Genomic DNA, 23319 nt, shown 5'->3' with positions numbered 1-23319 from the left:
CCAAACCATGGTAAGGTGTAGAGCCGACTCCACAGTCAAGGAGTTTTTCTCATGCTGATCAGCGAACTGGAAAGGGCCAGCGGGCTCGGCCGCGATACCATTCGCTTCTACGAGAAGCGCGGCCTGATCACGCCGCCGCTGCGGCGCGATAACGGCTATCGCGACTACACCGAGCTGACCCTGGCGGAGCTGCGCTTCGTGCGACGAGCCCGCGAGCTGGAGTTCAGCCTCGACGAGATCCGCGAGGCAATGCCGCGCTTCCGCCCCGAGCCACCATTCTGCGACCAACTGGAAGCCCGGCTGCTGGACAAGCGCGAGGCGTTTCGCACCCAGATCCGCGAGACCGAGACCAAGATCGGCATGATCGATGACCTATTGCGGCGGCTCAAAAGTGCCTCGACCTGATCGGTTGTATCACGTAGACGTATCTTCCACGCCACGCCGCGCCTCTTCGATGGCCGCTATCACCCGTTCCACGTCGCCTAAGCGGTGGGCCAGCGCCAGCGCCAGTTGGGCCAGGAACAGCCGCTCCTGTTCCTCGGGCAGCTCGTCCAGGGTCTCGGCCAGATGCTCGTAGACCCTTTCCAGGTCGGCGAAGGGCAGTGTCGCATCGGTCATCTCATTTTTCTCCCAAGGCAGTCGTGAGGGCGGCGTCGAGGTCGCCGGGAGCGAGGCGTTTCCAGCGCGCCGCCACGTGGCGGTCGGGACGCACCAGATAGGCGCTGCCCGGCGCGGCGTCGTAAGCGGCAGATACACTGCCGTCGGCGTCCTTTAGTGCGCCTCCGGCCTTCGACTCACGTGCCACGTGCAGCAGGTCGATGGCGTGGCCGCGCACCTCTAGCGCGGCCACGCCATCGGCCAGTTCGGCATCGAGGCGACCGTCCGTGCTGAAGTGAAGCAGGGTGAAGCCGCTGCCCAGATGATCGAGCAGGAAGTCGTCCTCGCCCAGCCGGCGGTTGATCAGCGGCGCACCGGGCATCGGTCCGGCGTTGAAGCCGGCATCATCGGCCAGCGTCAGCGGGCTCTCGGCGTAGGTGTAGGGCGTAACCTGGCGCGGGTTGGCGAAGCCACTGGCGTAGTCGTTGGCAAGCGCCAGCGTCAGAGCAGCATCGCGCATCAGCCGGTAGCCGCGGCTCGGCGGGGTCATGAAGCGGGTGCTCTTGCCGGCGTTGGCGAAGACGTCGAGCGTGGCGCCGCGTCGCTCGGGGCTGTAGCTGTCGAGCAGCCGCCCGGGCGCCCGGCCCTGGAGCACCCAGGCCAGCTTCCAGCCTGCATTGGCTGCGTCGGCCAGACCGTTGTTGAGACCGCGCACGCCGAAGATCGGCACCAGGTGGGCGCTGTCACCGATGAACAGCACCCGGCCATGGCGATAGTCGTCCAGCGCCAGGGTATGGGCCTTGTAGAGGCTCCACCACTCCAGTTCCCAAGCCTCGCTTTCACCCAGCACGTCGCGCACGATCAGGTCGACCCTGGCGCGAATGTTGTGCTCTTCGACCGCCGCTTCAGGATCCTCATCGGGACCCAGCTGGTAGTCGATGCGCCAGATGTCGTCGGGCTGCTTGTGCACCAGGATGGTGGTGTCGGGCAGGGCGCGGGAGTGGAAGAAGGCCCGCCGCTCGGTGGGGAAATCGGAGCGCAGGCGAATGTCGGCGATCACGTAGCGCCCCTCGTAGGCCTCGCCGTGCAGCGCCAGACCCAGCGCCTTGCGCACCACGCTGCGGGCGCCATCGGCGGCCAACAGGTAATCGCATTCGAGGCGGTAGTCGCCCTCCGGGGTGGTCACGTCGAGGGTGACGCCGCTTGCGTCCTGGCTCACGCCGGTCACTGCGCTCTGCCAGCGCAGCTCGATAAGCCCGCTCTCTGCGGCCTTGTCGATCAGGAACTGCTCGATGTACTGCTGCTGCAGATTGATCATCGGCGGGAAGCGCTCCTGCTCGGAATGCGGCATCTCGAAGCGAAAGATTTCACGGTCGCGGAAGTAGGTACGCCCCCGGGTCCAACCCAGCCCCTTGGCCAAGAAAGGTGCGTCAACACCGAGCTGCTGCAGGATCTCGAGACTGTGGCGGGAGACGCAGATCGCCCGCGAGCCGTCGTTGACGGTGAACTTGTCGTCGAGTATTACGCTCTCGATGCCATGGCGCGCCAGCTCCAGCGCCGCGGTAACGCCCACCGGGCCGGCGCCGACGATGGCTACGCGATGGCGTATAGACTTGCCACCCAGCTCGGGGGGACGAACGAAGGGAAAGTGGGGATAATCGAAGTAGAGCGAGTCGGTCTCGGCGCATCCGGCGGGTCGCATGGGCGGCTCCTGTCAGCAGTGTTGTCTACTGACAGACTATCGCGAAGACGACATGACGACTGTCCCGCAAAAGCGGGGACAAGGCGCTTGCAGGTGGAGGATGAAATGGCCGCAGTGAGCGATGAGCAGAGCGCCGACTGGCCGAGCCTGATGCCGGCCGTGGCGGAGTGCGTGGCTCGGCTGGGCGAGGCGGGCTTCGACGAGGCGCTGCTGACCCTGCTGCGTCGGGCGGTGGGCATCGAGCAGTGCATGGTGTTCGCCTTCGATGGCCGCGACGAGGTCGACTGCCTGCTGGCCGATAACCAGCGAGCACCGCAGGTGGCCGGCCGCTTGGCCGAACTCTACACCGGCGGCCTGTTCCGCCAGGACCCCAACTATCAACGTTTGCGCCAGCTGATGGATAGGGACAGCGAAGATACAGCCGCCGAAGTCACCCCGATGCAGGCCGGGGCAATGCCGGAAGCCTACCGCAGCCACCTGTTCGCCTTTCCCGATCTGATCGACAAGGTGGCGCTCACTCTGCCCGGCGAGCAGAGTGTCTACTACCTCAACCTCTACCGCGGCAGCGCGGCCGGCCCCTTCGAGCACCAAGATCTGGCACGGCTCGACGCCCTGGCCCCGCTGCTGGCGAGCCTGACCCGTCGCCATTACGACCAGGCCAGGCCCGATTCGCCGCAGCGCCCCAGCGCCGAGGAAGCCGCCATTCTCTCCCCGTTGTCGGAGCGCGAACGTCAACTCTGCCTCTACCTGCTGCGCGGCCATACCCTCAAGACCGCCGCGGCCGAACTCGATATCGCCCTCTCCACCGCCGAGACCTACCGCAAGCGTGCCTACGCCAAGCTCGGCGTGCCCTCCAAGGCGCGGCTGGTGGCGCTGTGTCGACGCCAAGGCTGACGACCTCTGGCGCCTCAGGCCGTCTCGGCCAGCCGCTCGAAGTCCGCGGCGTTGGGGCAGAAGGCGCGGCACTCGTCGACTCCGGCATCGCGGCGCATGGCGCCCCAGCAGTGACCGGCCACCGGGCACGCGTTGCAGTTGCCGCGCAGGCTGGGGTAGCTGGCATGCTCGGCGACGCTGGTCGGCTCGAGGCCGAAGCGCTTCAGCATGACCGGCATCAGGGTCTCGGCCGGGGCGAAGGCGCGGAAGCCGCCGCGGTCGAGGTGGCGCGCCATCTCGCGTTCGAAGGCGGGTTCCAGCGGCGTCTCGAGATCGTTGACGATGTCACTGTAGGCCTGCGGCGCTTCCGCCTCGATCTCGCGGACCAGCCGCCGCGTGGAGGCACGATAGCTGCCCTCGCAGAGACGATTCCACCATGACTTCTTGGATGCCTGGTTCATGCTGCCTCTCCTTTCCAGTGCGTTTTCGACAGTATCGGCTCTCCGGTAGTGGTGAATATTGACTCGGATCAAACTGGTTTCAACTGAAACAGAATATCCTGCTTGGCCAAACGCAAGCGAGCGCGGCCAGGCCGCGCTCGCAGGGTTGTCTTGAAGGGTGTCGGATCAGGCTTCGGGATCGATCACCTCGTCGCCGGACAGCCCCTCTTCGCCCTCGGCGACGTCGAGCTGCTCGAAGAAGTAGGCATGCGCGGCCTCGCCATCGACGCCCTTGGCGCCGGCTGCTTCCATCCAGGCCCCGGGCAGATCGGCCGCCATCTGCTGGAAGCGCTCGATCTCCTCGGCCGGCAGATCGATGAAGGTGTTGCCCTGCTCTTCGGCAAACTCGATGCCGCGCACGTCGACCACGTCCATCATGTAGCCGAACAGCCTCGAGAGGCGCTCACCTGAAACCTCCTCGATCGCGGCACGGTCCTCCTCGGAGAGCGAGGCCCAGGTGTCGGGGTTGATCACCAGCGAGAAGCTGCCGCGATAGAAGCCACCCGGCATTTGTACCGTATAAGGCAACACCTCGGCCAGACGGAAGCTCTTGAGGCCTTCCAGGGTGAGCATGGCACCGTCGATGACGCCCTGGGTTGCGGCCTCGTAGGTGCTGGCCGGCGGCAATGCCACGCCGGTGAGCGCCAGCGCTTGGGAAATATCGCCCATCACACCGCCGCCGATACGCACGCGTTTGCCGTCGAGATCGTCGAGACTGTCGATCGATTCGTTCAGGAACAGCGAGCCCGGGCCGTGCACGCCCACGCCGATCACCTCGACGCCGCGATGCTCGCCGGCCTCGGCGAAGTATTCGTTATGGGTACGCCAGTAGGCCACCGAGGCGGCCTCGGAGGAGAAGTCCTCGAAGGTGGGCAGTTCGGGCAGCTTGGTCAGCTCGAAGCGCCCCGGCATCAGGCCGTGGAACAGCCAGGTGACGTCAGCCACGCCATCCGCAATCAGCTCCATCTGTGCGCCCGGCGGTCCCATGTCGTGGACCACATTGACGGTGACGCGCCCTTCGGTGGCTTCTTCCACCCAGTTGGCCCAGGTCGGCCAGACGATGGTGTTGACGCCGTGGTTGGGGCCCGCCCAGGTGCTCACCGTCAGTTCGGTGGCGGCGGCGCTCTGGAAAGCTCCCAGGGAGAGCGCGGTGAGTGCCGTCAGTGTCGCGAGTTTTTTCATTGTCGTTCCTCGTGAGTCCCGTTTGTCAGGGTTGCGTACATTTATCGTTGCCATGGTGAAACGTAAGCGAGCGCAGCTATTTTTAGAGGGCCAGAACCAGTTTCTTGCCCTTGGCCCGCGAACAACAGCTCATCAGGCGATCCTGGCCGGCGCGCTCGGCGGCGGTGAGCACCTTGTCGCGGTGATCGATCTCGCCCTCGACCACGTCGACCTGGCAGGAGCCGCAAAGGCCCTCCTCGCAGTCGCTGGGCACGTCGACGCCGGCGGCGCGCAGCGCCTGCAGCAGTGTGCGGTCCGGCGCCACCTCGACGACCAGCTCGGAGTCGGCAAGCTCGACCTCGAAGGCGTGCTCCTTGGCCGGGTCCAGCAGTGCGCCTTCCGCCGAGAAATGCTCCACGTGCAGGCTGCCCTCCGGCCAGTGGCCGGTGCCGGCCCCCAGCGCCGCGAGCAGCCGCTCGGGGCCGCAGGCGTAGAGCAGCGTGTCCTCGCGCGGTGCGGCGAGCAGGTCGGCGAGATCGAGCCGTTCGCCCTCGTCCTTGCGGTAGAGGTGCAGTGCCTCGCCGTGATCGCGCGCGAGCCGCTCGATGAAAGCCATGCTGGACCGCGAGCGGCCGGCATAGTGCAGCTCATAGGACCTGCCCAGCTGCTTCAAGCGGTCGGCCATGGCGATGATCGGCGTGATGCCGATGCCGCCGGCAATCAGCAGGTAGTGCTCGGCCGTTTCATCGAGGCGAAAGTGATTCTTGGGCCCGCGCAGGCGCAGGGTCATGCCCGGCTCGAGGTGCTCGTGGATCCAGGCCGAGCCGCCTCGCCCCTCGGGCTCGCGCAGCACGGCGATCTGTAGCCAGTAGGGATCGTCCGTCTCGCCGCACAGCGAGTACTTGCGCACGTAGTCTCCCACGACCAGCTCGACGTGGGAGCCGGGGCTCCACTCGGGCACGCGACGCCCACGCGGGTCCTCCAGGGCGATCTGCAGCACGCCCTGCGACGCCGCCTGTACCTTGGCGACGACCATTTCCCGGGCGATATCCTGACGCGACGGCGCCCCAACGGGAAAATCGCGCTGGGAATCGCGCACCGCCGAGTCGCGGCGTTCGGGGTTCTGCGCCGGATCCCAGCACACCCACAGCGCCTCGGGGCCGCGGAAAGAGGTGTTGGGCAGGAAGGTGAATTCCTGTTCCTCGAGTTCGAGATGCGGCAGGCGGCGGGTGAACTCCTCGAGGAAGATGCGCATCTCCATGCGGCCGAGGTTCTTGCCCATGCACTGGTGGCTGCCGTAGCCGAAGGTGAGATGGTCGACGGCATTGTCGCGGTAGATGTCGAGCTCGTCGGGGTTCTCGAAGTGGGCCGGGTCGTAGTTGGCCGAGGCCGTGACCATAAGGATCTTGCCGCCCTCGGGAATGCTCACGCCGCCCACCTCGACGTCGCGGGTGGCGATGCGCCGCCAGGCCACCACCGAGCCGGAATGACGCAGGCACTCCTCGGCCGCGGCGGGGATCAGCGCCGGATTGTCGCACAGCTCGGCCCACACCGCGGGACGCGATAGCAGCTGACGAAAGGCGTTGGCGGTGGCCAGCGCGGTGGTCTCGTGGGCGGCGACGATGATCGCCATCATCATCGAGTGCAGGTAGTTGTCGGTGACCACGTCCGGCTTCTGCCGGTTCTTCTCGATCATGTCGTACATCCAGCCGTGCCCACGCGGCTGTTCCTGCATCTTCTTGAGTACCTGGCCGGAGTACTGCCAGAACCTGCCGACGCCCTCGGCCACCTCGACCTGTTGCTCCGGCGAGGGCCGCCCCCAGGTGTTGAGCGTGTGCGCCACCGAGAAGCGGCGCAGCTGCTCCATGTCCTCCTCGGGGACGCCGAGGAAATGCAGCGCCACGGTGAGCGGCACCTCCCAGAACAGCTCGGCGACCAGGTCGGCACGGCCACGGTCGACGATGGCGTCGAGCTTCTCGCGTACCAGGCGGCGCACCATCGGCGCGTGGGCCTCGAGCGCCTCGGGCGTGAACGCTTCGAGCAGCTCGCGGCGGCGCGCCATGTGGGCCGGTTCGTCCTCGTTCACCAGGGTGCGGTTCATGCCGTAGTCGTAGCGCTGAAGCACCGCCAGGGCAGCGTCGCTGGCCGGAGTGATCTTCTCCAGCGCGATCGACGGGGAAAAGGTGAGGTTGTCGCGAAAGATCGCCTTGATATCGTCGTAGCGGCTCACGACCCAGTAGCCGAGCTTGGGGCTGTAGAACACCGGCTCCTGCTCCCGCGACCAGCGCAGTGCTTCGGCGGGGTCGAGCTGATAGGGGCCGTCGAAGGGATCGAAGGCCGCCGCCCGGGGCGACACGGGGCAGCCGTTGGGTGCCGTGGGCGGCTCTTGAGCGGCGTGGAAGGGGCAGCCGCCCGCGCCGGCCTGGGTCCGATGAGTGGCGTTTGTCATGGGGCCTCCCGCGGGGCTGTCATCCGGAATCGTGGCTGTCATGCGTGGTGGCGCCTTGTTTTACTTTTATCGCACACTTGGTATCGTTCAGCGAACACATGGCAGAACATAGGCAGTTTCGCCGAAGACGTCAATCCCGAGCGACTGCGCTACCATGCTCCGCCACCCACCGACTCGAGGGCTCACGTTCGAATGGCCACTACTCTGCAAACACTGGATCGCGGCCTGCACGCGCTGGAACTCATCGCCGAACACGCCGATGGCATCAGCGTCGCCGAGCTCGCCGAGCGTCTGGACGTGCACCGCGCCATCGCCTATCGCATCGTTACCACTCTCGAGCAACACGGTCTGGTGGCACGCTCCAGCGAGGGCGCGCTGCGCCTAGGGGCGGGCATTTCACTGCTGGCCTCACGCTTCGAGCCGCAGCTGCGTGCCGTGGCGCAGCCACTGCTGCAGGCGCTGGCCAAGGCGACCCGAGCCACCGCCTTCGTCTCGGTGGCCCAGGGCGAAGAGTGTGTGGTGCTGCTGGTGGCGGAACCGGAGGAGGGATTGCTACGCGTGAGCTACCGGGTCGGAAGTCGTCATCCGTTGACCCAGGGGGCGGCGGGTATCGCCATACTGGCCGGGCGCACCCCGCGCAACGACGACAGTGAGGAGGTGCGCCAGGCACGCGCCGATGGCTACAGCCTGACCCGTGGCCAGCTACAGCGCGGCGCGGTGGGGGTGGCGAGCCCCGTCGCCACGCCGCAGTTCCGTTCCGGCGTCGAGGCCTGCGTGGGCGTGGTGGCAATGGACGACCTCGATACCGAGCGGGCAATTCGCGAAGTGAAGGCTTACGCACACAGGCTGGCCGAGCTAGTCGGCCGTTGAGCGCGCGGCATCGCGCCTCGTGAAGCGACGGGCCGGTAGCGTTACACTACGAGCCACCCTTCGCTGCCACCTTCGAGGCCTTCGATGAGTCCCCACCTGCTCTCCGTCGATTCCCTGTCACGCGAACGCGTCGACCACCTGATGCGCGTCGCCGCCCGCATGGAGCCCATCGCCCAACGTCGTCAGGTCACACGAGTGCTGGAGGGGGCCGTGCTCGGCAACCTGTTCTTCGAGGCCAGTACCCGCACCCGAGTCAGCTTCCATGCGGCCTTCTGCCGCCTGGGCGGCAGCGTGTGCGACACCACCGGCTTCACCTTCTCCTCGATGGCCAAGGGCGAGTCGCTCTACGACACCAGCCGAGTGATGAGCGGCTACTGCGATGCCATTGTCATGCGCCACCCCGACCAGGGCTCGGTGGCCGAGTTCGCCGCCGCCACCCACGTGCCGGTGATCAACGGCGGCGACGGCCCCGGCGAACACCCCAGCCAGGCGCTGCTCGACTTCTACACCATCGACAAGGAGTTCGCCCGGCTGGGCAAGAAGCTCGCCGGCGCGCACGTGCTGCTTACCGGCGACCTCAAGTACGGCCGCACGGTGCACTCGCTGATCAAGCTGCTGTCGCTCTACGACCCCATGCGCATCACGCTGGTGGCGCCGCCCGGGCTCGAGATGCCGAGTCATCTGATCGACCTGGTCGCCTCCCGCGGCCACCGCGTCGAGGAACGCGCCAGCCTGGCCGACGACTACGCGGACGTCGACGTGGTCTACACCACCCGCATCCAGAAAGAGCGCTTCACCGCGGAGATGAGCGAAGGCTTCAGCCTGTCGCGCGACTTCACCGTCGACCGCGCCTTCATGGACAAGCGCTGCGGTCGCGACACGATCGTCATGCACCCGCTGCCGCGCGACAGTCGCCCGGACGCCAACGACCTCGACGTCGACCTCAACGGCGATCCGCGCCTGGCGATCTTCCGCCAGACCGACAATGGCATCCCGGTGCGCATGGCCATCTTCGCCACCCTGCTGCAGGTGGAAGAGCTGATCGAGAAGGACCTGCGTCCGGTGCGCTGGTTCGTGCCCGAGCGGGTCGGCGTGGACGACCCCGCCTTGTAACGATGCAGCCAACGCTCGGCATCGCTATGCTGATGACGGTCGAGGAATATGCGAAGCTGTCGTGGCAGCCATTGGCTGCCCACCATGACGACAAGGCTCGATAGAGTCGGCTGATAAACGACGAACTCGAATAGCCAATGCGAATAACAATGGCGTTGCCGCCCAGGCAACCGGTAGAAAGGAGATGCGACGCATGACCCTGGAACGAGCGTACATACTGCTGGCGGTGTTCTATAGCGCCCTGGTGGCGATCGGCGTCATTGCCCTGCTGGTGGGCGGCGGCCCTCTTTGGGGGCTGGCATCGGTCGTGCTGGGTGCACTAGTAGCGGCCGGCTTGTGGGGCCACACCCTGGGCAAGCCGGTGATGAACCCGCGCATGTGGCGCCCGCTGGCGGGCATCCTGGTGGCAGCCTTCCTGATACAAATTTTCGCCGTGTTCGCGCTACATCCCCCCGGTGCCGAACTGACCTGGCTGCTGACCGGCGCCATCTTCTCCGTGATGCCGGCAATCCTGCTGTTCCAGTACGGCAAGCGCGACCAGGAGGTGTGGGCCACACCCGAGGAGCTGGAAGGCGGCAAGATGCTCGACGAGCTGCTGGCAAAACAGCGCGAACTGGTGCTGGAGAAACAGGAGGCCGACCGCCAGGCCACGGTCAGGCTGACCAAGGCGGGCAACAGCTATCGCGCCAGCGTCACCCGCGGACGCGGCACCGAGGTGGAACGCTTCGAGGAAAGCTTCACCTGTCCCGCCACCCTGGCCTTCTTCGTCATCAAGTACACCTGCATCTCGGTGAACGATATTGCCGCACAGTATGCCGAGGATCGGGTACTGACGACCTGAGTACGGTCGCACCCCGCACGAATACTGCTCCCTCCCCTGACTGCCCAGCCGGCCCGACCGAGGCCCGGCTGGGCAGGCACCTCTCCCGCCGACCGCTCCCTCTCGCTGCATGAACACACCCGCATGTGCGTTTCGGATAGCCACACGTGCCCTGCAGCTATGGCGCTGCCTTCCGCCCGAGTCAACACTGAAGCCGACGGATACCGTTGGCCAACACTTGCGCGCTCCGGCGCCGAGACTTGAGCTACGCACAATAATAACGACGGAGTACACGATGCCTGAGGCAATCATCGAGACCCGGGGGCTGACCAAGAATTTTCGGGGTTTCACTGCGATCAACAATATCTCCATCCGGATCGAGTCCGGCACCATCCACGCCCTGATCGGCGCCAACGGGGCAGGCAAGACCACCTGCTTCAATCTGCTGACCAAGTTCCTCGAACCCAGCGCCGGCAGCATCCTCTATCAGGGGCGCGACATCACCCGCCTCAAGCCGGATCAGGTGGCCAGGCTGGGAATGGTCCGTTCGTTTCAGATATCCGCCGTGTTCGGCCACCTCAGTGCGCTGGAGAACGTCAAGCTGGCATTGCAACGTCAGCGCGGCGAGTCCTATGACTTCTGGGCCTCGCATCACCGGCTCGACCATCATCGCGAGCGCGCCATGGCACTGCTGGTCGACGTCGGTCTGGAGCCGTGGGCCGATACCGCAGCCGCTGAACTGCCCTATGGCCGCAAGCGCGCCCTGGAGCTTGCGACCACGCTGGCACTCGAACCCGAGGTGATGCTGCTCGACGAGCCATTGGCCGGTATGGGCACCGAAGACGTCGGCCGCACCGCCGAGCTGATCCGTCGCGTGGCCGAAGGGCGCTCGGTACTGATGGTGGAACACAACCTCGGCGTGGTGGCCGAGCTCTGCGACCGCATCACCGTGCTGGCCCGCGGCGAGGTGCTGGTGGAGGGCGACTATGCCACGGTGTCGCGTGATCCGCGCGTGATCGAATCCTATATCGGAGGAGCCCGCCATGACTAATGCAGCCCTCGACCCGATTCTCGATTCGATACTTGCCATTCGCGACCTTCACGCCTGGTACGGCGAGAGTCATGTGCTGCACGGCATCGGCCTGGACGTGCCGGAGGGCCAAGTGGTCACTCTGCTAGGCCGCAACGGTGCCGGCAAGTCGACCACGCTCAAGTCGGTCATGGGCATCGTCCCGCGGCGCCGTGGCAGCATCCGGCTGGGGGGAGCCGAGACCATCGGCCTGCGTCCTTTTCATATCGCCCGCCACGGCGTGGCCTTCTGCCCCGAGGATCGTGGCATCTACGCCACCCTGGACGTCAAGGAGCACCTCGAGCTGCCGACACGGGTCGGCGACCACGGCCTGAGCACCGAGCAGGTGCTCGATCTGTTTCCTCACCTGCGCGAGAGGCTTAACAGCCCCGGGACCAAGCTTTCCGGCGGCGAGCAACAGATGCTGGCCATCGGTCGCACCCTGCGTACCGGGGCCAGGTTGTTATTGCTCGACGAGCCCCTCCGAAGGGCTGGCGCCCAGCATCGTGGCACAGATCGGCGGCACTATTCGCCACCTCAAGGAGCAGGGATACACCATCCTGCTGGTGGAGCAGAACCTGCGCTTCGCCATGGATGTGGCCGACCAGTTCTATCTGATCGACCACGGCCAGGTGGTGGCGCACTATGATCGCGAGGGCATCGAGCAGGACGTCGACGCCTTGCTGGCACGACTGGGCGTCTAGCGGCGCGCTCGGCCGCGAGGGTCAGTCACGAGAGTGCAGGCGAAAGCGCGAGGGAGAGACGCCGTTCATGCGCTTGAAGGTCTTGGAGAAGGCAAACGGGCTGCCATAGCCCACCCGTTCGGCGATCTCTTCCACCGGCAGGTCACTGGTGGCCAGCAGGTGGGTGGCATGCTGCATGCGCAGCTGTGTGAGCTGTTGCATGGGGCTGCGCCCGAAGACCTTGCGGCTGATGCGGCGCAAATGTTCGGTGCTGACATGGGCGATTTCTGCCATTTCCTCAATGGTCCAATGGCGCTCCAGTGTCGGTATCACCGCATCGAAGACCGCCACGATACGCGCATCGCGCCGCCAGGGATCGGCGAAGCGCGAGATGTAGCGCTCGATGGTATCCACCCACATCACACAGCTGGCGGGGTCTCCCTGGCCGTGGAACACCTCGCTGTAGAGTCCCAGCACGGCGTATTTCATCGGTTCGGGATCGAAGTGCTGCATGATCGGCGCGATGGTCCCCACCACCGAACGCGGCGCGCTGGGTAGATAGCGCAGCCAGCAGTATTGCCAGCGTTTCTCGGATACGGCGTGAAAGGCATGCAGCGCATGAGCCGGGGCGAAGGACATCATGCCACCGCGCATGGCGCACCAGCGCCCATCGAGCAGCATACGGCCTTCGCCACCCAGCGAACCATGAATGTAGGCACCGCTCAGGCGGGTACGCACGATGCGATAGGGCACCGCGGCATCACCGACACCCACATGGGAAATGTGCCGCTGCTCGAGGGCGGCACAATCCTCGGCGCGCACGATCCATTGCTGGGTGTCGTCGCCAACGATGTGGGTTTCGGATAGCTGTTCGTGCACTGCAGCCATGGCGCATCGGCCCCTGTTGGCCCTAACTGGTAGAGGCATCGGAAACGACACCGTGCGAATCCGAGCAAATTACAACAATAGCTCCCCGAGAGAACAGGAGAAAAAACAATGCCAGCCACAACCTCCTTGAAAACCCTGGTGGTGTCTTCCGCCGTACTGAGCATGGGGGGTCTCTCCAGCGCCATGGCAAGCGAAGGCCATACCGACGACATAGTGCGAATCGGCGTGCTCACCGACATGTCGGGCATCTACACCGACCTCTCCGGCGAAGCGGCCGTGACTGCCGTTCAGATGGCCGTCGAGGATTTTGGCGGCGAGGTCAACGGCGTACCCATCGAGGTCATCCATGGCGATCATCGCAACCGCGCCGACACCGGCGCCAGCCGCGCCCGCGAGTGGTACGACAGCGAAGGCGTGGACATGATCAACGACCTGTCCAACTCCGGGGTCGCCCTGGCCGTTGCGGCCGTGGCCGACGAGCAGCAGCGCCACGCAATCGTCAACTCGTCATCCAACATCGGGCTGACCAACGACTACTGCTCGCCCTACGTCACTCACTACACCTACGACGCCCATTCGCTGGCACACGGTACCGGCAAGTCGATCGTCGAAGATGGCGGCGACACCTGGTTCTTCCTTACCGTGGACTTCGCCTTCGGCATTGGTCTCGAGGAGCAGGTATCGGAAGTGGTGCGTGAAGCCGGAGGGCAGGTCGTCGGGGCCGCTCGCCATCCGCTGAATACCACCGACTTCTCCTCCTATGCCCTGCAGGCCCAGGCCTCCGGCGCGGAGATCATCGGCATCGCTTCCACCGGCGCCGACGCCATCAACGCGATCAACGCCCTGGCCGAGTTCGGCGTCACACCCAACCAGCGGCCGGCCGCCCTGTTGCTGTGGTACGACGACATCGTCAGCCTGGGGCTTGAGACTGCCCAAGGCCTGATGCTGACCAATGCCTTCTATTGGGATGCCAACGACGAGACACGTGAGTTCTCTCAGCGCTTCTACGAGCGCACCGGACGCATGCCCAACATGGCCCAAGCCGGTAACTACTCCTCGACCATGCACTACTTGAACGCCATAGAGGCCGCGGGTACCGACGATGCCGCTGCGGTTTCCGAGAAGATGCGCGAGCTGGAGATCAACGATTTCTTCGCCTCGGGCGGTTACATCCGGCCCAACGGCCGTATGGTGCACGACCAGTACCTGTGGGAAGTAAAGTCCCCCGACGAATCGCAGTATGACTACGATTTCCTCCGCCTGGTGAACACCATTCCGGGTGAAGAGGCCTTCCAGCCACTGGAAGAGAGTACCTGCCACCTGCTCGACAACGATTGATGCCCTTTCTGTGCCCGGCTGCGGCCGGGCATCGGGCCTTTCTCACCGTTAGCTTCGCGAGCAAGTGACCATGGATATATTCGGTATTCCCATCCAGGCCCTGCTGGGGCAACTCATGCTGGGCATCGTCAACGGCTCCTTCTATGCCGTGCTCAGCCTTGGCCTGGCGATCATCTTCGGCGTGCTCAAGATCGTCAATTTCGCCCATGGTGCCTTCTTCATGCTGGGCGCCTTCACCGCCTTCCTGCTGGCCCAGTATATGGGCGCCAATTACTGGGTGACCCTGGCCGTCGCCCCGCTGGCCGTGGCGCTGTTCGGCATGGCATTCGAGTTCCTGTTCCTGCGGCGCTTGTACGGGCTCGACCCGATCTACGGCCTGTTGCTAACCTTCAGCCTGGTACTAGTGCTGGAGGGAGGCTTTCGCATCGCCTTCGGCTCCTCCGGCCAGCCCTTCGCCACCCCCGATCTGCTGCGCGGCACGCTCAACCTGGGCTTCATGGTCCTGCCGCTCTATCGCGGCTTCGTAATCGTCTCGGCGCTGCTGCTGTGCCTGGCGACATGGTTCATCATCGAGCGCACCTCGCTGGGCGCCAGCCTGCGTGCCGCCACTGAACGCGCCGAACTGACCCAGGCCTTCGGCATCAACGTACCGCGCCTGATCACGCTGACCTATGGCGTGGGCGTTGGCCTGGCGGCCTTCGCCGGGGTGCTTGCCGCCCCCATTTTCCACGTCAATCCCTCCATGGGCTCCAGCCTGGTCATCATCATCTTTGCCGTGGTGGTGATCGGCGGGCTGGGGTCGATCATGGGCGCCATCGTCACCGGCCTGGGACTCGGCGTGGTGGAAGGCTTCACGCGGGTGTTCTACTCCGAATTCTCGTCGACCATCGTGTTCCTGGTCATGGTCCTGGTGCTGCTACTGCGCCCGGCCGGGCTGTTCGGCCGCGAGGAGGGCTGACCATGCGACCCTTGCCCTCCACCCTGATCGCCCTGGGTCTGCTGGCGCTGCTGGCGGTTCCCTTCTTCCCGCAACTGATCTATTCCGTGTTCGTAATGGAGACGCTGTGTTTCGTGCTGTTCGCCTGCGCCTTCAATCTGCTGCTGGGACACACCGGAACCCTCTCCTTCGGCCATGCCGCCTTCTTCGGTACCGGCGCCTATGCGACTGGCCTGCTGGTCAAGACCTACGGCGTTCCCACAGAGTTGGGGATCCTCATCGGTGGCCTTGGGGCAGCCGTGCTGGGTGCTATCGTCGGCGCCTTGGCCATTCGCCGCAGCGGCATCTACCTGGCCATGATCACCCTGGCTCTGTCACAACTGGTTTATTTCTTCTTCCTCCAGGCACCCTTTACCGGGGCCGAGGACGGCCTGCAGCGGATTCCCCGCGGCACCTTCCTGGGGATTGTCGATCTGCGCAGCAACACGGCGCTCTACTACGTGGTGCTGGGCATCGTCGGTGCCGGCCTGTGGCTGGTATGGCGTACCGTCAACTCCCCCTTCGGCCACGTACTGCGCGCCATTCGTGAACACGAGCCGCGTGCCATCTCGCTGGGCTATCCCGTGGCCCGTTACAAGATACTGGTGTTTGCCCTCTCGGCCGGCCTGTCGGGTATCGCCGGCTCGCTCAAGGCGATCGTCTTCCAGTTGGCGGCCCTCAACGATGTTCACTGGCACACCTCCGGCGACGTCATCCTGATGACCCTGCTCGGCGGCATGGGCACGGTCTTCGGCCCCGCCGTGGGTGCCGCCCTCGTCTCCACGCTCAACCACTACCTGGACCCCTTCGGCGCCTGGGTCACGGTGATCACCGGCCTGATCTTCATGGCCTGTGTACTCACTTTCCGCCAGGGCGTGGTGGGGCAGCTCAGCCAAGCGCTTCGTACACGACGCTCCTCGACTCACGCAGCCAGATCGAGTCACGTCACTACCTCCATCAACAAAGACTAGGAGTCACCCCATGCCTGCCTTCGACAGACAAGAACTGATGTCCCGCTTTCGAGACATGGTCGCTCGCGGCCAACCGATCATCGGCGGAGGCGCCGGCACCGGCATCTCGGCCAAGTGCGAGGAAGCCGGCGGCATCGACCTTATCGTGATCTACAACTCGGGACGCTACCGCATGGCGGGACGGGCGTCCTCCGCCGGTCTGCTGGCCTACGGCAATGCCAACCAGATCGTGCAGGAGATGGCGTTGGAGGTGCTGCCGGTGGTCAAACGCACCCCGGTGCTGGCCGGCGTCAACGGCACGGATCCCTTCGTGATCATGCCCAAGCTGTTGCGCGAGCTGAGGGACCTGGGTTTCTCGGGGGTGCAGAACTTCCCCACCGTGGGCCTGATCGACGGCACTTTCCGCACCAGCCTGGAGGAGACCGGCATCACCTACGGCAGCGAAGTGGACATGATTCGCCAGGCTCACGAGATGGACATGCTCACTACGCCCTACGTCTTCTCCGCCGACGAGGCCGTGGCGATGGCAGAGGCGGGCGCCGACATCATCGTGGCGCACATGGGCGTCACCGTGGGCGGCACCATCGGCGCCGAGTCAGCCAAGACGCTCGACGAATCGGTGCGCCTGATAGACAACTGGGCCGAGGCGGCCCGGCGTGTTCGCCGGGACGTGATCATCCTCTGCCATGGCGGCCCCATCGCCACGCCCGACGACGCCACTTATGTCATGAAACAAAGCGAGCACTGCAACGGTTTTTATGGCGCCTCGAGCATGGAGCGTCTGCCCACGGAGATCGCGCTAACCGAACAGATTCGCCGTTTCAAGGCCATTGCCTGACAGCATCAAGGAGACATCATCATGACCAGGGTCTACGTCAGCGCCGTCATGCCCACTACCCTCGAGCAGGCCTGGGGCGTGCTGCGCGATTTCAACGGCTTGCCGAACTACCATCCCTTCTTCGCCAAGAGCGAAATCGAGGAGGGCAAACTCTCCGACCAGGTCGGCTGCGTGCGCCACTTCCACGACCACGACGGCAACTTCATCCGCGAGGAACTGCTCACGCTCTCGGACCGCGAGCACCGCTGCTGCTATCGCATTCTCGAGGCACCGGCACTTCCGGTGCGGGACTACGTGGCCGAGATGCGCCTCAAGCCCGTCACCACCACCGATCAATGCTTCGGCGAATGGTGGGCGGAATTCGTGGTGGACGATGGCGATCACCACGACGTGGTGCAGCGCGTCACCGATACCTTCCGGCTCGCCTTCGAAGGGGCTGTCGAACGCTGCCAAGGCTAACACCCCAGACCGATAACAATCAGGCCGGCGCGATGCATGTCGGCCAGGAGGCACCATGGAACACAAAGCCTTCGTCATTGGCACCTGTGACACCAAGGCCGCGGAGCTGTGCTACCTGCGCGACCTGCTGCGGGCCGCAGGGGTCGAGGCACTGATCGTCGACGTCGGCACTGGCGGCAAGGCGACAACCGAAGCCGACATTCCCGCCAGCCAGGTGGCCGCCTGCCACCCTCTGGGGGCCGAGGCGGTTTTCGTCAACGACCGCGGCCGCGCGGTGGCGCAGATGGCCGAGGCATTGCGCCGACTACTCGCGAAACGCGACGACGTGGCCGGCGTCATCGGTATCGGTGGCTCCGGTGGCACCGCGCTGATCACGCCGGCCATGCGCGACCTGGACATCGGCGTGCCCAAGGTGATGGTCTCGACTATCGCCTCGGGCAACGTCGCTCCCTACGTCGGGCCCAGCGATATCGCCATGATCTACTCCGTCACTGACGTGGCTGGGCTCAACCGAATCTCGCGTCGGGTCCTGGGCAATGCGGCCCATGCCCTGCTCGGCATGCTGAAGGGGAGGATACCCGAGGTCGCCGAGGACAAGCCGGCAATCGGCCTGAGCATGTTCGGCGTCACCACGGAATGTGTAAACCGGATCACCGATGCTTTGTCGCCGGAATACGATAGCCTGGTCTTCCATGCCACCGGCACCGGCGGTCGCTCGATGGAGAAGCTGGCAGCGAGCGGCATGCTGAAGGGACTGCTGGACATCACCACCACCGAGGTCTGCGACCTGCTGATGGGCGGCATCTTCAGCGCCGGTGAAACGCGGCTGGACGTGTTGGCGCAGGTCGACTTGCCTTACGTGGGCTCCTGCGGGGCGCTCGACATGGTCAACTTCGCCGGCCCCGAGACGCTCCCTGAACGCTATCGGCAACGTCTGCTCTACGAGCACAATCCCCAGATTACGCTGATGCGCACGACTGCCGACGAAAATACCCAGTTAGGCCGCTGGATCGGCGAGAAGCTCAACCGCAGCCGAGGGCCGCTGCGCTTTCTGCTGCCCGAGGGTGGGGTCTCGGCCCTCGATGCCCCCGACCAGCCCTTTCATGATCCAGAAGCCGACGCCGCACTATTCGCAGCGCTGGAAGCCACGGTACGGCAAACCTCTGACCGGCGTTTGATCCGCTGCCCCTGGCATATCAACGACCCAGAGTTCGCCGCTGCTGCCATCGCCGAGTTCCATGCGCTGGTGCGTGGAGAGTCGATGCCTGCTGAATGAGACCAGGCTTTGTCATCACCGCGACGGCAAGCCCTCGCGGCGGGCGAACCAGCTCTCCAGGATCAGCACCGCCGCGATGCCGTCGACGCCCTCGTCGCGGTAGCTCCGGTCGGGGCGCAGCAAGCCCTTCTCGCGGGCGATGGCCTTGGCCTCGCGGGTGGAGCCGCGCTCGTCGACCATCTCGCAGGGCTTGCCATAGCGGCCGTAAAGACGCTTGCCGAACTTGCGCGCCCGCGTACTCATCTCCGATTCGGTGCCGTCCATGTTGAGCGGCAGCCCCACCACGAACAGGTCCGGCTGCCACTCCTCCACCAGCCGCGTGACGAGGCTCCAGTCGGGAATGCCGTCGCGGGCCGGCAATGGCTCGAGCTGGCGCGCGCTGGCGAGCAGCTCGTTACCCACCGCCACGCCAATGCGCCGTACACCGAAATCGAAGGCCAATACCAGACGCTGCCCAGCCTTGCTCATCAGCTGTGCCCGGCCTCCCGCGACATCAGGTTGAGGTCGATACCGAGGATGCCGGCGGCGGCGCCGAGGCGCTGCTCGGGCGGCACCTTGAACAGGATGTCGCCCTGCGCCTCGACGGTGAGCCAGGCGTTGTCCTTGAGCTCCTGTTCGAGCTGGCCCGCTTCCCAGCCGGCACAGCCCAGGCATACCAGGAACTCCTCCGGCCCGTTCCCGGCGGCCAGCGCCAGCAGGATGTCCATGGAGGTGGTCAGGGCAATGTCGTCGTCCACCTGGATGCTCGAATCCCAGCGCTCGCTGGAGCCGCGATGCAAGATGAAGCCGCGATCCTTGTGGGTCGGGCCGCCGTAGTAGACCGGCGCACTGCGATGCGGGCTCTCCTCGCCGTCGAGTTCGAGCTGTTCGAACAACGCATCCAAGGTGATTTCCAGCGGCCGGTTGACGATCACGCCCATGGTGCCGTTTTCGTCATGGTCGCAGAGATAGCTGAGGGTGCCGGCAAAGTTGGGATCTTCCAGATGCGGCATCGCCAGCAGAAAATGATGTCTCAAGCCTAGGTTTTGCACGGATTGCATGGGACTCCCGGGCGGCGAACCAATGACCCTAGCGCACGCCAAAATGATTACCTTCCCCGAACCGCCAGACGCGGGTGATGGAGAGACTGTCCAGTTCCCCCATGGTGCTGTCGAAGGGCCGGTAGGGCCCGGCACCGTGCACGGTTTCCAACGCCGCCTGATCGAGTTCGGTATGTCCTGACGATTGTACCACCTCCGCCTGACGAAGCTGACCATCTCGTCCGATCACGACGCGAATGCGTAGCTGGCCGTGCAGGTGGCTCGGGGCGGGGTGGACGCGGTTGCCGTAGTCCTCGACGTGGCGGGTCCAGTCGTCGATATAGCGCGCCTCGGCGGCGCGGCTGGCCGCCGTGCGAGGCTGGTCGTCATCCGGCCCGGCGAGGCTGGCGTCGAGCCCCTGCTGGCGAATGCTGCTGGTGGCCTGGGCCAGCAGGTCGCGCCCCGACGCCGACGGCGCTGCTGCCGCCGGCGCGGAGGGCGACTCGGAGGCCTGGGAGGCGCTTTCACGCGGCTCGGCCGGCGGCGTTGCTTCGCTGTCCTGCTCGGCCTCGATAGGCGCTTCTTCGACAGGGACAGGCTCGGGCTCGGCGACGGGGCGCTCCGCGGGCTCGGCGGAAGAGGCCGGGTCCACGGTGCTCTCCGGCGCCTCGAGCACCGGCAGCTCGTCCAGCGGCGCGGCACGCTGCTCGGCAGGTGCCTCCTCGGCCTGCTCACCGACCGCCTGCTGATCCGCCTCGGCAATGGCTTCGGCATCATCCGGCGCCTCGGCCGGGCGGGTCACCAGCACCACGTCCAGGCTCGTGCGCTCGGCCGGCGCCGGGGAAAATTGCCAGCTCGCCACCACGCCGATCAGCGCAAGGTGCAGTAGCAGCGCGGCCGACAGCGCCAGCCAGCGGCGGTAGGGCCGCGTGACCGGGGCATAGTGGATCAGGTCAGAGGCCACCATGAGCGGGCTCGTCCTCCTCGGGTTGCGCGATGCCTAGGCGCGCCGGGCCAGGCGCCGCTCGATGGCATCCATCAGCATGCCGGCGATGTCGGTGCCGCGCTGGTCGTCGATCTCGCGCACGCAGGTGGGGCTGGTCACGTTGATCTCGGTGATGTAGTCGCCGATCACGTCGAGCCCGACGAACATCAGCCCCTTCTCGCGGATCATCGGCTGGACCTGCTCGATCAGCCAGTGGTCGCGGGCGGTCAGCTCGCGGCTGGTGCCGGTGCCGCCGGCGGCCAGGTTGCCGCGGGTCTCGCCGGCCATGGGCACCCGTGCCAGGCCGTAGGGTACCGGCTCGCCATCCACCAGCAGGATGCGGGTGTCGCCATCCTTGATCTCGGGAATGTAGCGCTGGGCCATGATCTGGCGCTGGCCGCGCTCGGTCAGCGTCTCGATGATGGCGCCCAGATTCCGGCCTTCAGGCTGTACGTGGAAGATCCCGCTGCCGCCCATGCCGTCCAGCGGCTTGAAAATCACGTCGCGGTGCTCTGCGTGGAAGTCACGCAGCACCGCCTCGCTGCAGGAGACCACCGTCGGCGCGCAGCACTGCGGGAACTGCTGGGCGAAGAGCTTCTCGTTGCACTCCAGCAGCGCCCGGGTGGGGTTGACCACCAGCACGCCCTCGCGTTCGGCGAAGCCCAGCAGATGCACGGCATTGAGGAAGTGCGCATCGACCGGCGGGTCCTTGCGCATCAGGATCACGTCGAGCTCGGCCAGCGGCCGCTGCTCCGGCGCGCCCAGCGCGTACCAGTCGTCGGGGTTGCGAAAGGCGGTGAGGACGCGCATGCGGGCGTGGGCGCGTCCGTCGCGCAGGAACAGATCCTCCTGCTCCATGTAGTGCAGCGACCAGCCACGCTCCTGGGCCGCCCACAGCATAGCCAGGGTGGTGTCCTTCTTGTAGGTGAGGTGGGCGATGGAGTCCATCACCACACCCACCCGCAGGGGTCGTTCGCTCGTCTGTTGGCTCATCGGCACCGTTTCCATCGTGGCACGGGGAAATGAGCGCAGTATGACGCAGGGCCGTGAGCAACACCAAGGCGGCTTGACAGGGTACGTCGGAATAGATGCAGCAGCTCAAGGCAGTGGCACCGGCCATGATCGAGGAGTGGTCGAAGACCAAGCGGGCGCCCAAGCAGCCGCCTGGCTGCACGAGGAGGAGTTCAAGGCGCTCGACGGAGCGGCGAGCCTAGGCCGGGTCGGACGTGGCCCCGGGCACCAGGCGGATTCCGTGCGCCTCGATGACGATCAGCCGGCGCTTGTAGAGCCGTCCGATGGCCTGCTTGAAGGCGTTCTTGCTCACTCCCAGCCGCGCCTTGATCGCGCTGGCCTCGCTGCTGTCAGAGAGCGGCAGGTAGCCGCCGCTCTCGCGCAGCGCCCTGAGCACTTGCTCGCCCACCACGTCGAGACGCGCCGCCCCCGGCGGCAGCAGCGAGAGGTCGAGCCGGCCGTCGTCGCGTACCCGCTTCACGTAGCCCTTGGCCCGCTGGCCGCGGCGCAGCGGCCGGGTGACGTCGTCGCGATAGAGCAGCCCCCAGAAGCGATGGTCGACCACCGCCTTGTAACCGAGGTCGGTGGCGTCGGCGATGACCAGCTCCACCTCGTCGCCCGGCGCCAGCCCCATCGCCTCATCCTGGACGAAGCGGTCGAGCTTCTGCGAAGCCACCGGTCGCCCCTGCTGGTCCTCGTAGAGGCGCACCAATACCCGCTTGCCGGGGGTGGGCCTGAAGCGCTGCTCGCCGAAGGGCAGCAGCACGTCGCTGGGATGGCCCCAGTCGAGAAAGGCGCCGGTCTCGTTGACCGTGACCACTTCGAGGTAAGCCACCTCGCCCACCCGGGCCTTGGGAGCGCGCGGCCGTCGCTCGCGCTGGCGATCCGATGGGGGCCGGGAGGGGTTCGGGCGGCCCTGGCGACGGTCGTGAGGGGAAGAGGCCATGAACAGCTCCGCCGATGGGTGGGGAACCATTATGGCAAAAAAGGAATGAAAAGGCGGCCCGAAGGCCGCCAAAGGTTTCAGGGAGTCAATGCGACAGAGGGAAGCGCTGGACAAATTGACGAGCGAGATGAAGCGCAAGGCGCACGGAGCACAGAACCGGAGCATATAGGGTATATGTGAGGATTCCGACCGGGCTGGCGCACCAGCACCGCGCACAAATTCGTCTGGAACGAATTTGAACAGCCTTCAGGCTGGCCCGAAGGGTAGCCGCCAGGGATGGCGGCTATAGCGCAGCGATTCGCTCGCGTAGGCATTTGTGTAGTGTTTCCTACACCTCGCGCTTGCCGTCGACCAGCCGCGACACACCCCAGGGGTTGCCGTCACGCAGCGCCTCGGGCAAGAGCCCCTGCGGCAGCGCCTGGTAGCACACCGGACGCAGGAAGCGGAAGATCGCCGCGCTGCCCACCGAGGTGGTGCGCGAGTTGGAGGTCGCCGGGTAGGGGCCGCCGTGAACCATGGCGTGGCACACCTCGACCCCGGTGGGCCAGCCGTTGGCCAGAATGCGACCCGCCTTGCGCTCGAGGATCGGCAGCAGCTGTCTGGCGGCGTCCAGGTCGCCGTCGTCCATCTGCAGGGTGGCGGTGAGCTGGCCTTCGAGCTCGCCGGCTACGCGACGCATCTCCTGCTCGTCCTGACATTCGATCACCAGCGAGGTGGAGCCGAACACCTCCTCCTGCAGCTCGGGATCGGCCAGGAAATCCTCGGCCGCGGTGGC

At 65.8% G+C, this 23319-nt stretch carries 24 protein-coding genes and 1 pseudogene; 13 read left to right on the top strand and 12 right to left on the bottom strand.

Translation table 11 applies throughout. The features are described from left to right. Nucleotides 1-51 precede the first annotated feature (51 nt). Nucleotides 52-405, top strand: a complete 354-nt coding sequence (locus HBJ55_RS13080) for a MerR family transcriptional regulator (RefSeq protein WP_167115472.1) — start codon at nucleotides 52-54, stop codon at nucleotides 403-405. Between the two features lie 9 nt (nucleotides 406-414). On the opposite strand, the gene HBJ55_RS13075 is transcribed toward HBJ55_RS13080, so the two are convergent. Then, on the bottom strand, nucleotides 415-618 hold the full coding sequence (locus HBJ55_RS13075) for a DUF2783 domain-containing protein (protein WP_167115469.1): 204 nt from the start codon (nucleotides 616-618) through the stop codon (nucleotides 415-417). Between the two features lies 1 nt (nucleotide 619). Then, nucleotides 620-2299 carry an FAD-dependent monooxygenase gene (locus HBJ55_RS13070; RefSeq protein WP_167115466.1) on the bottom strand — a complete coding sequence of 560 codons (1680 nt, stop codon included), beginning with the start codon at nucleotides 2297-2299 and terminating at the stop codon, nucleotides 620-622. Between the two features lie 105 nt (nucleotides 2300-2404). Here HBJ55_RS13070 and HBJ55_RS13065 point away from each other — a divergent pair, with 105 nt between their 5' ends. Next, nucleotides 2405-3193, top strand: coding sequence for a helix-turn-helix transcriptional regulator (locus HBJ55_RS13065; RefSeq protein WP_167115463.1), 789 nt, complete (start codon nucleotides 2405-2407; stop codon nucleotides 3191-3193). Nucleotides 3194-3207: 14 nt separating this feature from the next. Here HBJ55_RS13065 and HBJ55_RS13060 read toward each other — a convergent pair whose 3' ends face one another. The 3 genes from HBJ55_RS13060 to HBJ55_RS13050 form a co-directional block, all read right to left on the bottom strand. After that, entirely contained in the window at nucleotides 3208-3633 is a 426-nt protein-coding gene (locus HBJ55_RS13060; RefSeq protein ID WP_167115460.1) for a hypothetical protein, read from the bottom strand. A 165-nt stretch (nucleotides 3634-3798) separates the two neighbouring features. Beyond that, complete coding sequence (locus tag HBJ55_RS13055; protein WP_167115457.1) at nucleotides 3799-4854, bottom strand: TRAP transporter substrate-binding protein; 1056 nt, start codon at nucleotides 4852-4854, stop codon at nucleotides 3799-3801. Nucleotides 4855-4936: 82 nt separating this feature from the next. Continuing rightward, entirely contained in the window at nucleotides 4937-7282 is a 2346-nt protein-coding gene (locus HBJ55_RS13050) for a cytochrome P450/oxidoreductase (protein ID WP_167115455.1), read from the bottom strand. A gap of 192 nt (nucleotides 7283-7474) precedes the next feature. Here HBJ55_RS13050 and HBJ55_RS13045 point away from each other — a divergent pair, with 192 nt between their 5' ends. The 5 genes from HBJ55_RS13045 (at nucleotide 7475) to HBJ55_RS13025 (ending at nucleotide 11803) form a co-directional block, all read left to right on the top strand. Further along, a complete protein-coding gene (locus HBJ55_RS13045) occupies nucleotides 7475-8152 on the top strand; it encodes an IclR family transcriptional regulator (protein ID WP_167115452.1) in 678 nt (225 codons plus the stop codon). An 84-nt stretch (nucleotides 8153-8236) separates the two neighbouring features. Further along, the gene (locus HBJ55_RS13040; RefSeq protein ID WP_167115449.1) at nucleotides 8237-9265 is read left to right on the top strand and encodes an aspartate carbamoyltransferase; all 1029 of its coding nucleotides are present in this window, start codon (nucleotides 8237-8239) and stop codon (nucleotides 9263-9265) included. 193 nt (nucleotides 9266-9458) lie between these two features. Beyond that, nucleotides 9459-10106 (top strand): hypothetical protein, encoded by a 648-nt coding sequence (locus HBJ55_RS13035; protein ID WP_167115446.1) that lies wholly within the window; start codon nucleotides 9459-9461, stop codon nucleotides 10104-10106. Between the two features lie 274 nt (nucleotides 10107-10380). Next, nucleotides 10381-11136 carry an ABC transporter ATP-binding protein gene (locus HBJ55_RS13030; protein ID WP_167115443.1) on the top strand — a complete coding sequence of 252 codons (756 nt, stop codon included), beginning with the start codon at nucleotides 10381-10383 and terminating at the stop codon, nucleotides 11134-11136. Next, nucleotides 11129-11803, top strand: coding sequence for an ABC transporter ATP-binding protein (locus HBJ55_RS13025; RefSeq protein WP_240936101.1), 675 nt, complete (start codon nucleotides 11129-11131; stop codon nucleotides 11801-11803). The genes HBJ55_RS13030 and HBJ55_RS13025 overlap by 8 nt, the downstream gene beginning before the upstream one ends. A gap of 76 nt (nucleotides 11804-11879) precedes the next feature. Here the strand turns inward: HBJ55_RS13025 and HBJ55_RS13020 are convergent, their stop codons facing one another. Beyond that, on the bottom strand, nucleotides 11880-12725 hold the full coding sequence (locus tag HBJ55_RS13020; RefSeq protein ID WP_240936100.1) for a helix-turn-helix transcriptional regulator: 846 nt from the start codon (nucleotides 12723-12725) through the stop codon (nucleotides 11880-11882). Nucleotides 12726-12833: 108 nt separating this feature from the next. Between HBJ55_RS13020 and HBJ55_RS13015 the strand changes: the two genes are divergently transcribed. From HBJ55_RS13015 to HBJ55_RS12990, 6 genes are all read left to right on the top strand, one after another. Further along, nucleotides 12834-14063 (top strand): ABC transporter substrate-binding protein, encoded by a 1230-nt coding sequence (locus tag HBJ55_RS13015; protein ID WP_167115440.1) that lies wholly within the window; start codon nucleotides 12834-12836, stop codon nucleotides 14061-14063. A gap of 70 nt (nucleotides 14064-14133) precedes the next feature. Further along, nucleotides 14134-15021, top strand: coding sequence for a branched-chain amino acid ABC transporter permease (locus HBJ55_RS13010; RefSeq protein ID WP_167115436.1), 888 nt, complete (start codon nucleotides 14134-14136; stop codon nucleotides 15019-15021). A gap of 2 nt (nucleotides 15022-15023) precedes the next feature. Next, complete coding sequence (locus HBJ55_RS13005; protein WP_167115432.1) at nucleotides 15024-16010, top strand: branched-chain amino acid ABC transporter permease; 987 nt, start codon at nucleotides 15024-15026, stop codon at nucleotides 16008-16010. Between the two features lie 10 nt (nucleotides 16011-16020). Continuing rightward, a complete protein-coding gene (locus tag HBJ55_RS13000) occupies nucleotides 16021-16848 on the top strand; it encodes a phosphoenolpyruvate hydrolase family protein (RefSeq protein WP_167115429.1) in 828 nt (275 codons plus the stop codon). A gap of 21 nt (nucleotides 16849-16869) precedes the next feature. Beyond that, a complete protein-coding gene (locus HBJ55_RS12995) occupies nucleotides 16870-17307 on the top strand; it encodes an SRPBCC family protein (protein ID WP_167115426.1) in 438 nt (145 codons plus the stop codon). Between the two features lie 55 nt (nucleotides 17308-17362). Continuing rightward, nucleotides 17363-18583, top strand: a complete 1221-nt coding sequence (locus HBJ55_RS12990; protein ID WP_167115422.1) for a Tm-1-like ATP-binding domain-containing protein — start codon at nucleotides 17363-17365, stop codon at nucleotides 18581-18583. 15 nt (nucleotides 18584-18598) lie between these two features. Here the strand turns inward: HBJ55_RS12990 and ruvX are convergent, their stop codons facing one another. The 6 genes and pseudogenes from ruvX to HBJ55_RS12955 form a co-directional block, all read right to left on the bottom strand. Beyond that, nucleotides 18599-19051 (bottom strand): Holliday junction resolvase RuvX, encoded by a 453-nt coding sequence (gene ruvX, locus HBJ55_RS12985; protein WP_167115419.1) that lies wholly within the window; start codon nucleotides 19049-19051, stop codon nucleotides 18599-18601. Further along, nucleotides 19051-19623 (bottom strand): YqgE/AlgH family protein, encoded by a 573-nt coding sequence (locus tag HBJ55_RS12980; protein ID WP_167115416.1) that lies wholly within the window; start codon nucleotides 19621-19623, stop codon nucleotides 19051-19053. The genes ruvX and HBJ55_RS12980 overlap by 1 nt, the downstream gene beginning before the upstream one ends. Before the next feature lie 28 nt (nucleotides 19624-19651). Then, the gene (locus tag HBJ55_RS12975) at nucleotides 19652-20569 is read right to left on the bottom strand and encodes an energy transducer TonB (protein WP_167115413.1); all 918 of its coding nucleotides are present in this window, start codon (nucleotides 20567-20569) and stop codon (nucleotides 19652-19654) included. A gap of 33 nt (nucleotides 20570-20602) precedes the next feature. After that, the gene (gene gshB, locus HBJ55_RS12970) at nucleotides 20603-21580 is read right to left on the bottom strand and encodes a glutathione synthase (RefSeq protein ID WP_167115411.1); all 978 of its coding nucleotides are present in this window, start codon (nucleotides 21578-21580) and stop codon (nucleotides 20603-20605) included. 217 nt (nucleotides 21581-21797) lie between these two features. Further along, on the bottom strand, nucleotides 21798-22544 hold the full coding sequence (locus HBJ55_RS12960; RefSeq protein ID WP_167115408.1) for a CvfB family protein: 747 nt from the start codon (nucleotides 22542-22544) through the stop codon (nucleotides 21798-21800). Nucleotides 22545-22872: 328 nt separating this feature from the next. After that, nucleotides 22873-23319: pseudogene (locus tag HBJ55_RS12955) on the bottom strand (aldehyde dehydrogenase (NADP(+))); the annotation flags it as partial.

The sequence above is a fragment of the Billgrantia bachuensis genome, assembly GCF_011742165.1.
GTDB classification, from domain to species: Bacteria; Pseudomonadota; Gammaproteobacteria; order Pseudomonadales; family Halomonadaceae; genus Halomonas; species Halomonas bachuensis.
This window is presented reverse-complemented; position numbering and strand designations above follow the sequence as displayed.

What these genes read in the sequence shown, in the direction of transcription:
- HBJ55_RS13080 (WP_167115472.1), top strand. Translation starts at nt 52, where the DNA reads ATGCTGATCAGCGAACTGGAAAGGGCCAGCGGGCTCGGCCGCGATACC.
- HBJ55_RS13075 (WP_167115469.1), bottom strand. Translation starts at nt 618, where the DNA reads ATGACCGATGCGACACTGCCCTTCGCCGACCTGGAAAGGGTCTACGAG.
- HBJ55_RS13070 (WP_167115466.1), bottom strand. Translation starts at nt 2,299, where the DNA reads ATGCGACCCGCCGGATGCGCCGAGACCGACTCGCTCTACTTCGATTAT.
- HBJ55_RS13065 (WP_167115463.1), top strand. Translation starts at nt 2,405, where the DNA reads ATGGCCGCAGTGAGCGATGAGCAGAGCGCCGACTGGCCGAGCCTGATG.
- HBJ55_RS13060 (WP_167115460.1), bottom strand. Translation starts at nt 3,633, where the DNA reads ATGAACCAGGCATCCAAGAAGTCATGGTGGAATCGTCTCTGCGAGGGC.
- HBJ55_RS13055 (WP_167115457.1), bottom strand. Translation starts at nt 4,854, where the DNA reads ATGAAAAAACTCGCGACACTGACGGCACTCACCGCGCTCTCCCTGGGA.
- HBJ55_RS13050 (WP_167115455.1), bottom strand. Translation starts at nt 7,282, where the DNA reads ATGACAAACGCCACTCATCGGACCCAGGCCGGCGCGGGCGGCTGCCCC.
- HBJ55_RS13045 (WP_167115452.1), top strand. Translation starts at nt 7,475, where the DNA reads ATGGCCACTACTCTGCAAACACTGGATCGCGGCCTGCACGCGCTGGAA.
- HBJ55_RS13040 (WP_167115449.1), top strand. Translation starts at nt 8,237, where the DNA reads ATGAGTCCCCACCTGCTCTCCGTCGATTCCCTGTCACGCGAACGCGTC.
- HBJ55_RS13035 (WP_167115446.1), top strand. Translation starts at nt 9,459, where the DNA reads ATGACCCTGGAACGAGCGTACATACTGCTGGCGGTGTTCTATAGCGCC.
- HBJ55_RS13030 (WP_167115443.1), top strand. Translation starts at nt 10,381, where the DNA reads ATGCCTGAGGCAATCATCGAGACCCGGGGGCTGACCAAGAATTTTCGG.
- HBJ55_RS13025 (WP_240936101.1), top strand. Translation starts at nt 11,129, where the DNA reads ATGACTAATGCAGCCCTCGACCCGATTCTCGATTCGATACTTGCCATT.
- HBJ55_RS13020 (WP_240936100.1), bottom strand. Translation starts at nt 12,725, where the DNA reads ATGGCTGCAGTGCACGAACAGCTATCCGAAACCCACATCGTTGGCGAC.
- HBJ55_RS13015 (WP_167115440.1), top strand. Translation starts at nt 12,834, where the DNA reads ATGCCAGCCACAACCTCCTTGAAAACCCTGGTGGTGTCTTCCGCCGTA.
- HBJ55_RS13010 (WP_167115436.1), top strand. Translation starts at nt 14,134, where the DNA reads ATGGATATATTCGGTATTCCCATCCAGGCCCTGCTGGGGCAACTCATG.
- HBJ55_RS13005 (WP_167115432.1), top strand. Translation starts at nt 15,024, where the DNA reads ATGCGACCCTTGCCCTCCACCCTGATCGCCCTGGGTCTGCTGGCGCTG.
- HBJ55_RS13000 (WP_167115429.1), top strand. Translation starts at nt 16,021, where the DNA reads ATGCCTGCCTTCGACAGACAAGAACTGATGTCCCGCTTTCGAGACATG.
- HBJ55_RS12995 (WP_167115426.1), top strand. Translation starts at nt 16,870, where the DNA reads ATGACCAGGGTCTACGTCAGCGCCGTCATGCCCACTACCCTCGAGCAG.
- HBJ55_RS12990 (WP_167115422.1), top strand. Translation starts at nt 17,363, where the DNA reads ATGGAACACAAAGCCTTCGTCATTGGCACCTGTGACACCAAGGCCGCG.
- ruvX (WP_167115419.1), bottom strand. Translation starts at nt 19,051, where the DNA reads ATGAGCAAGGCTGGGCAGCGTCTGGTATTGGCCTTCGATTTCGGTGTA.
- HBJ55_RS12980 (WP_167115416.1), bottom strand. Translation starts at nt 19,623, where the DNA reads ATGCAATCCGTGCAAAACCTAGGCTTGAGACATCATTTTCTGCTGGCG.
- HBJ55_RS12975 (WP_167115413.1), bottom strand. Translation starts at nt 20,569, where the DNA reads ATGGTGGCCTCTGACCTGATCCACTATGCCCCGGTCACGCGGCCCTAC.
- gshB (WP_167115411.1), bottom strand. Translation starts at nt 21,580, where the DNA reads ATGAGCCAACAGACGAGCGAACGACCCCTGCGGGTGGGTGTGGTGATG.
- HBJ55_RS12960 (WP_167115408.1), bottom strand. Translation starts at nt 22,544, where the DNA reads ATGGCCTCTTCCCCTCACGACCGTCGCCAGGGCCGCCCGAACCCCTCC.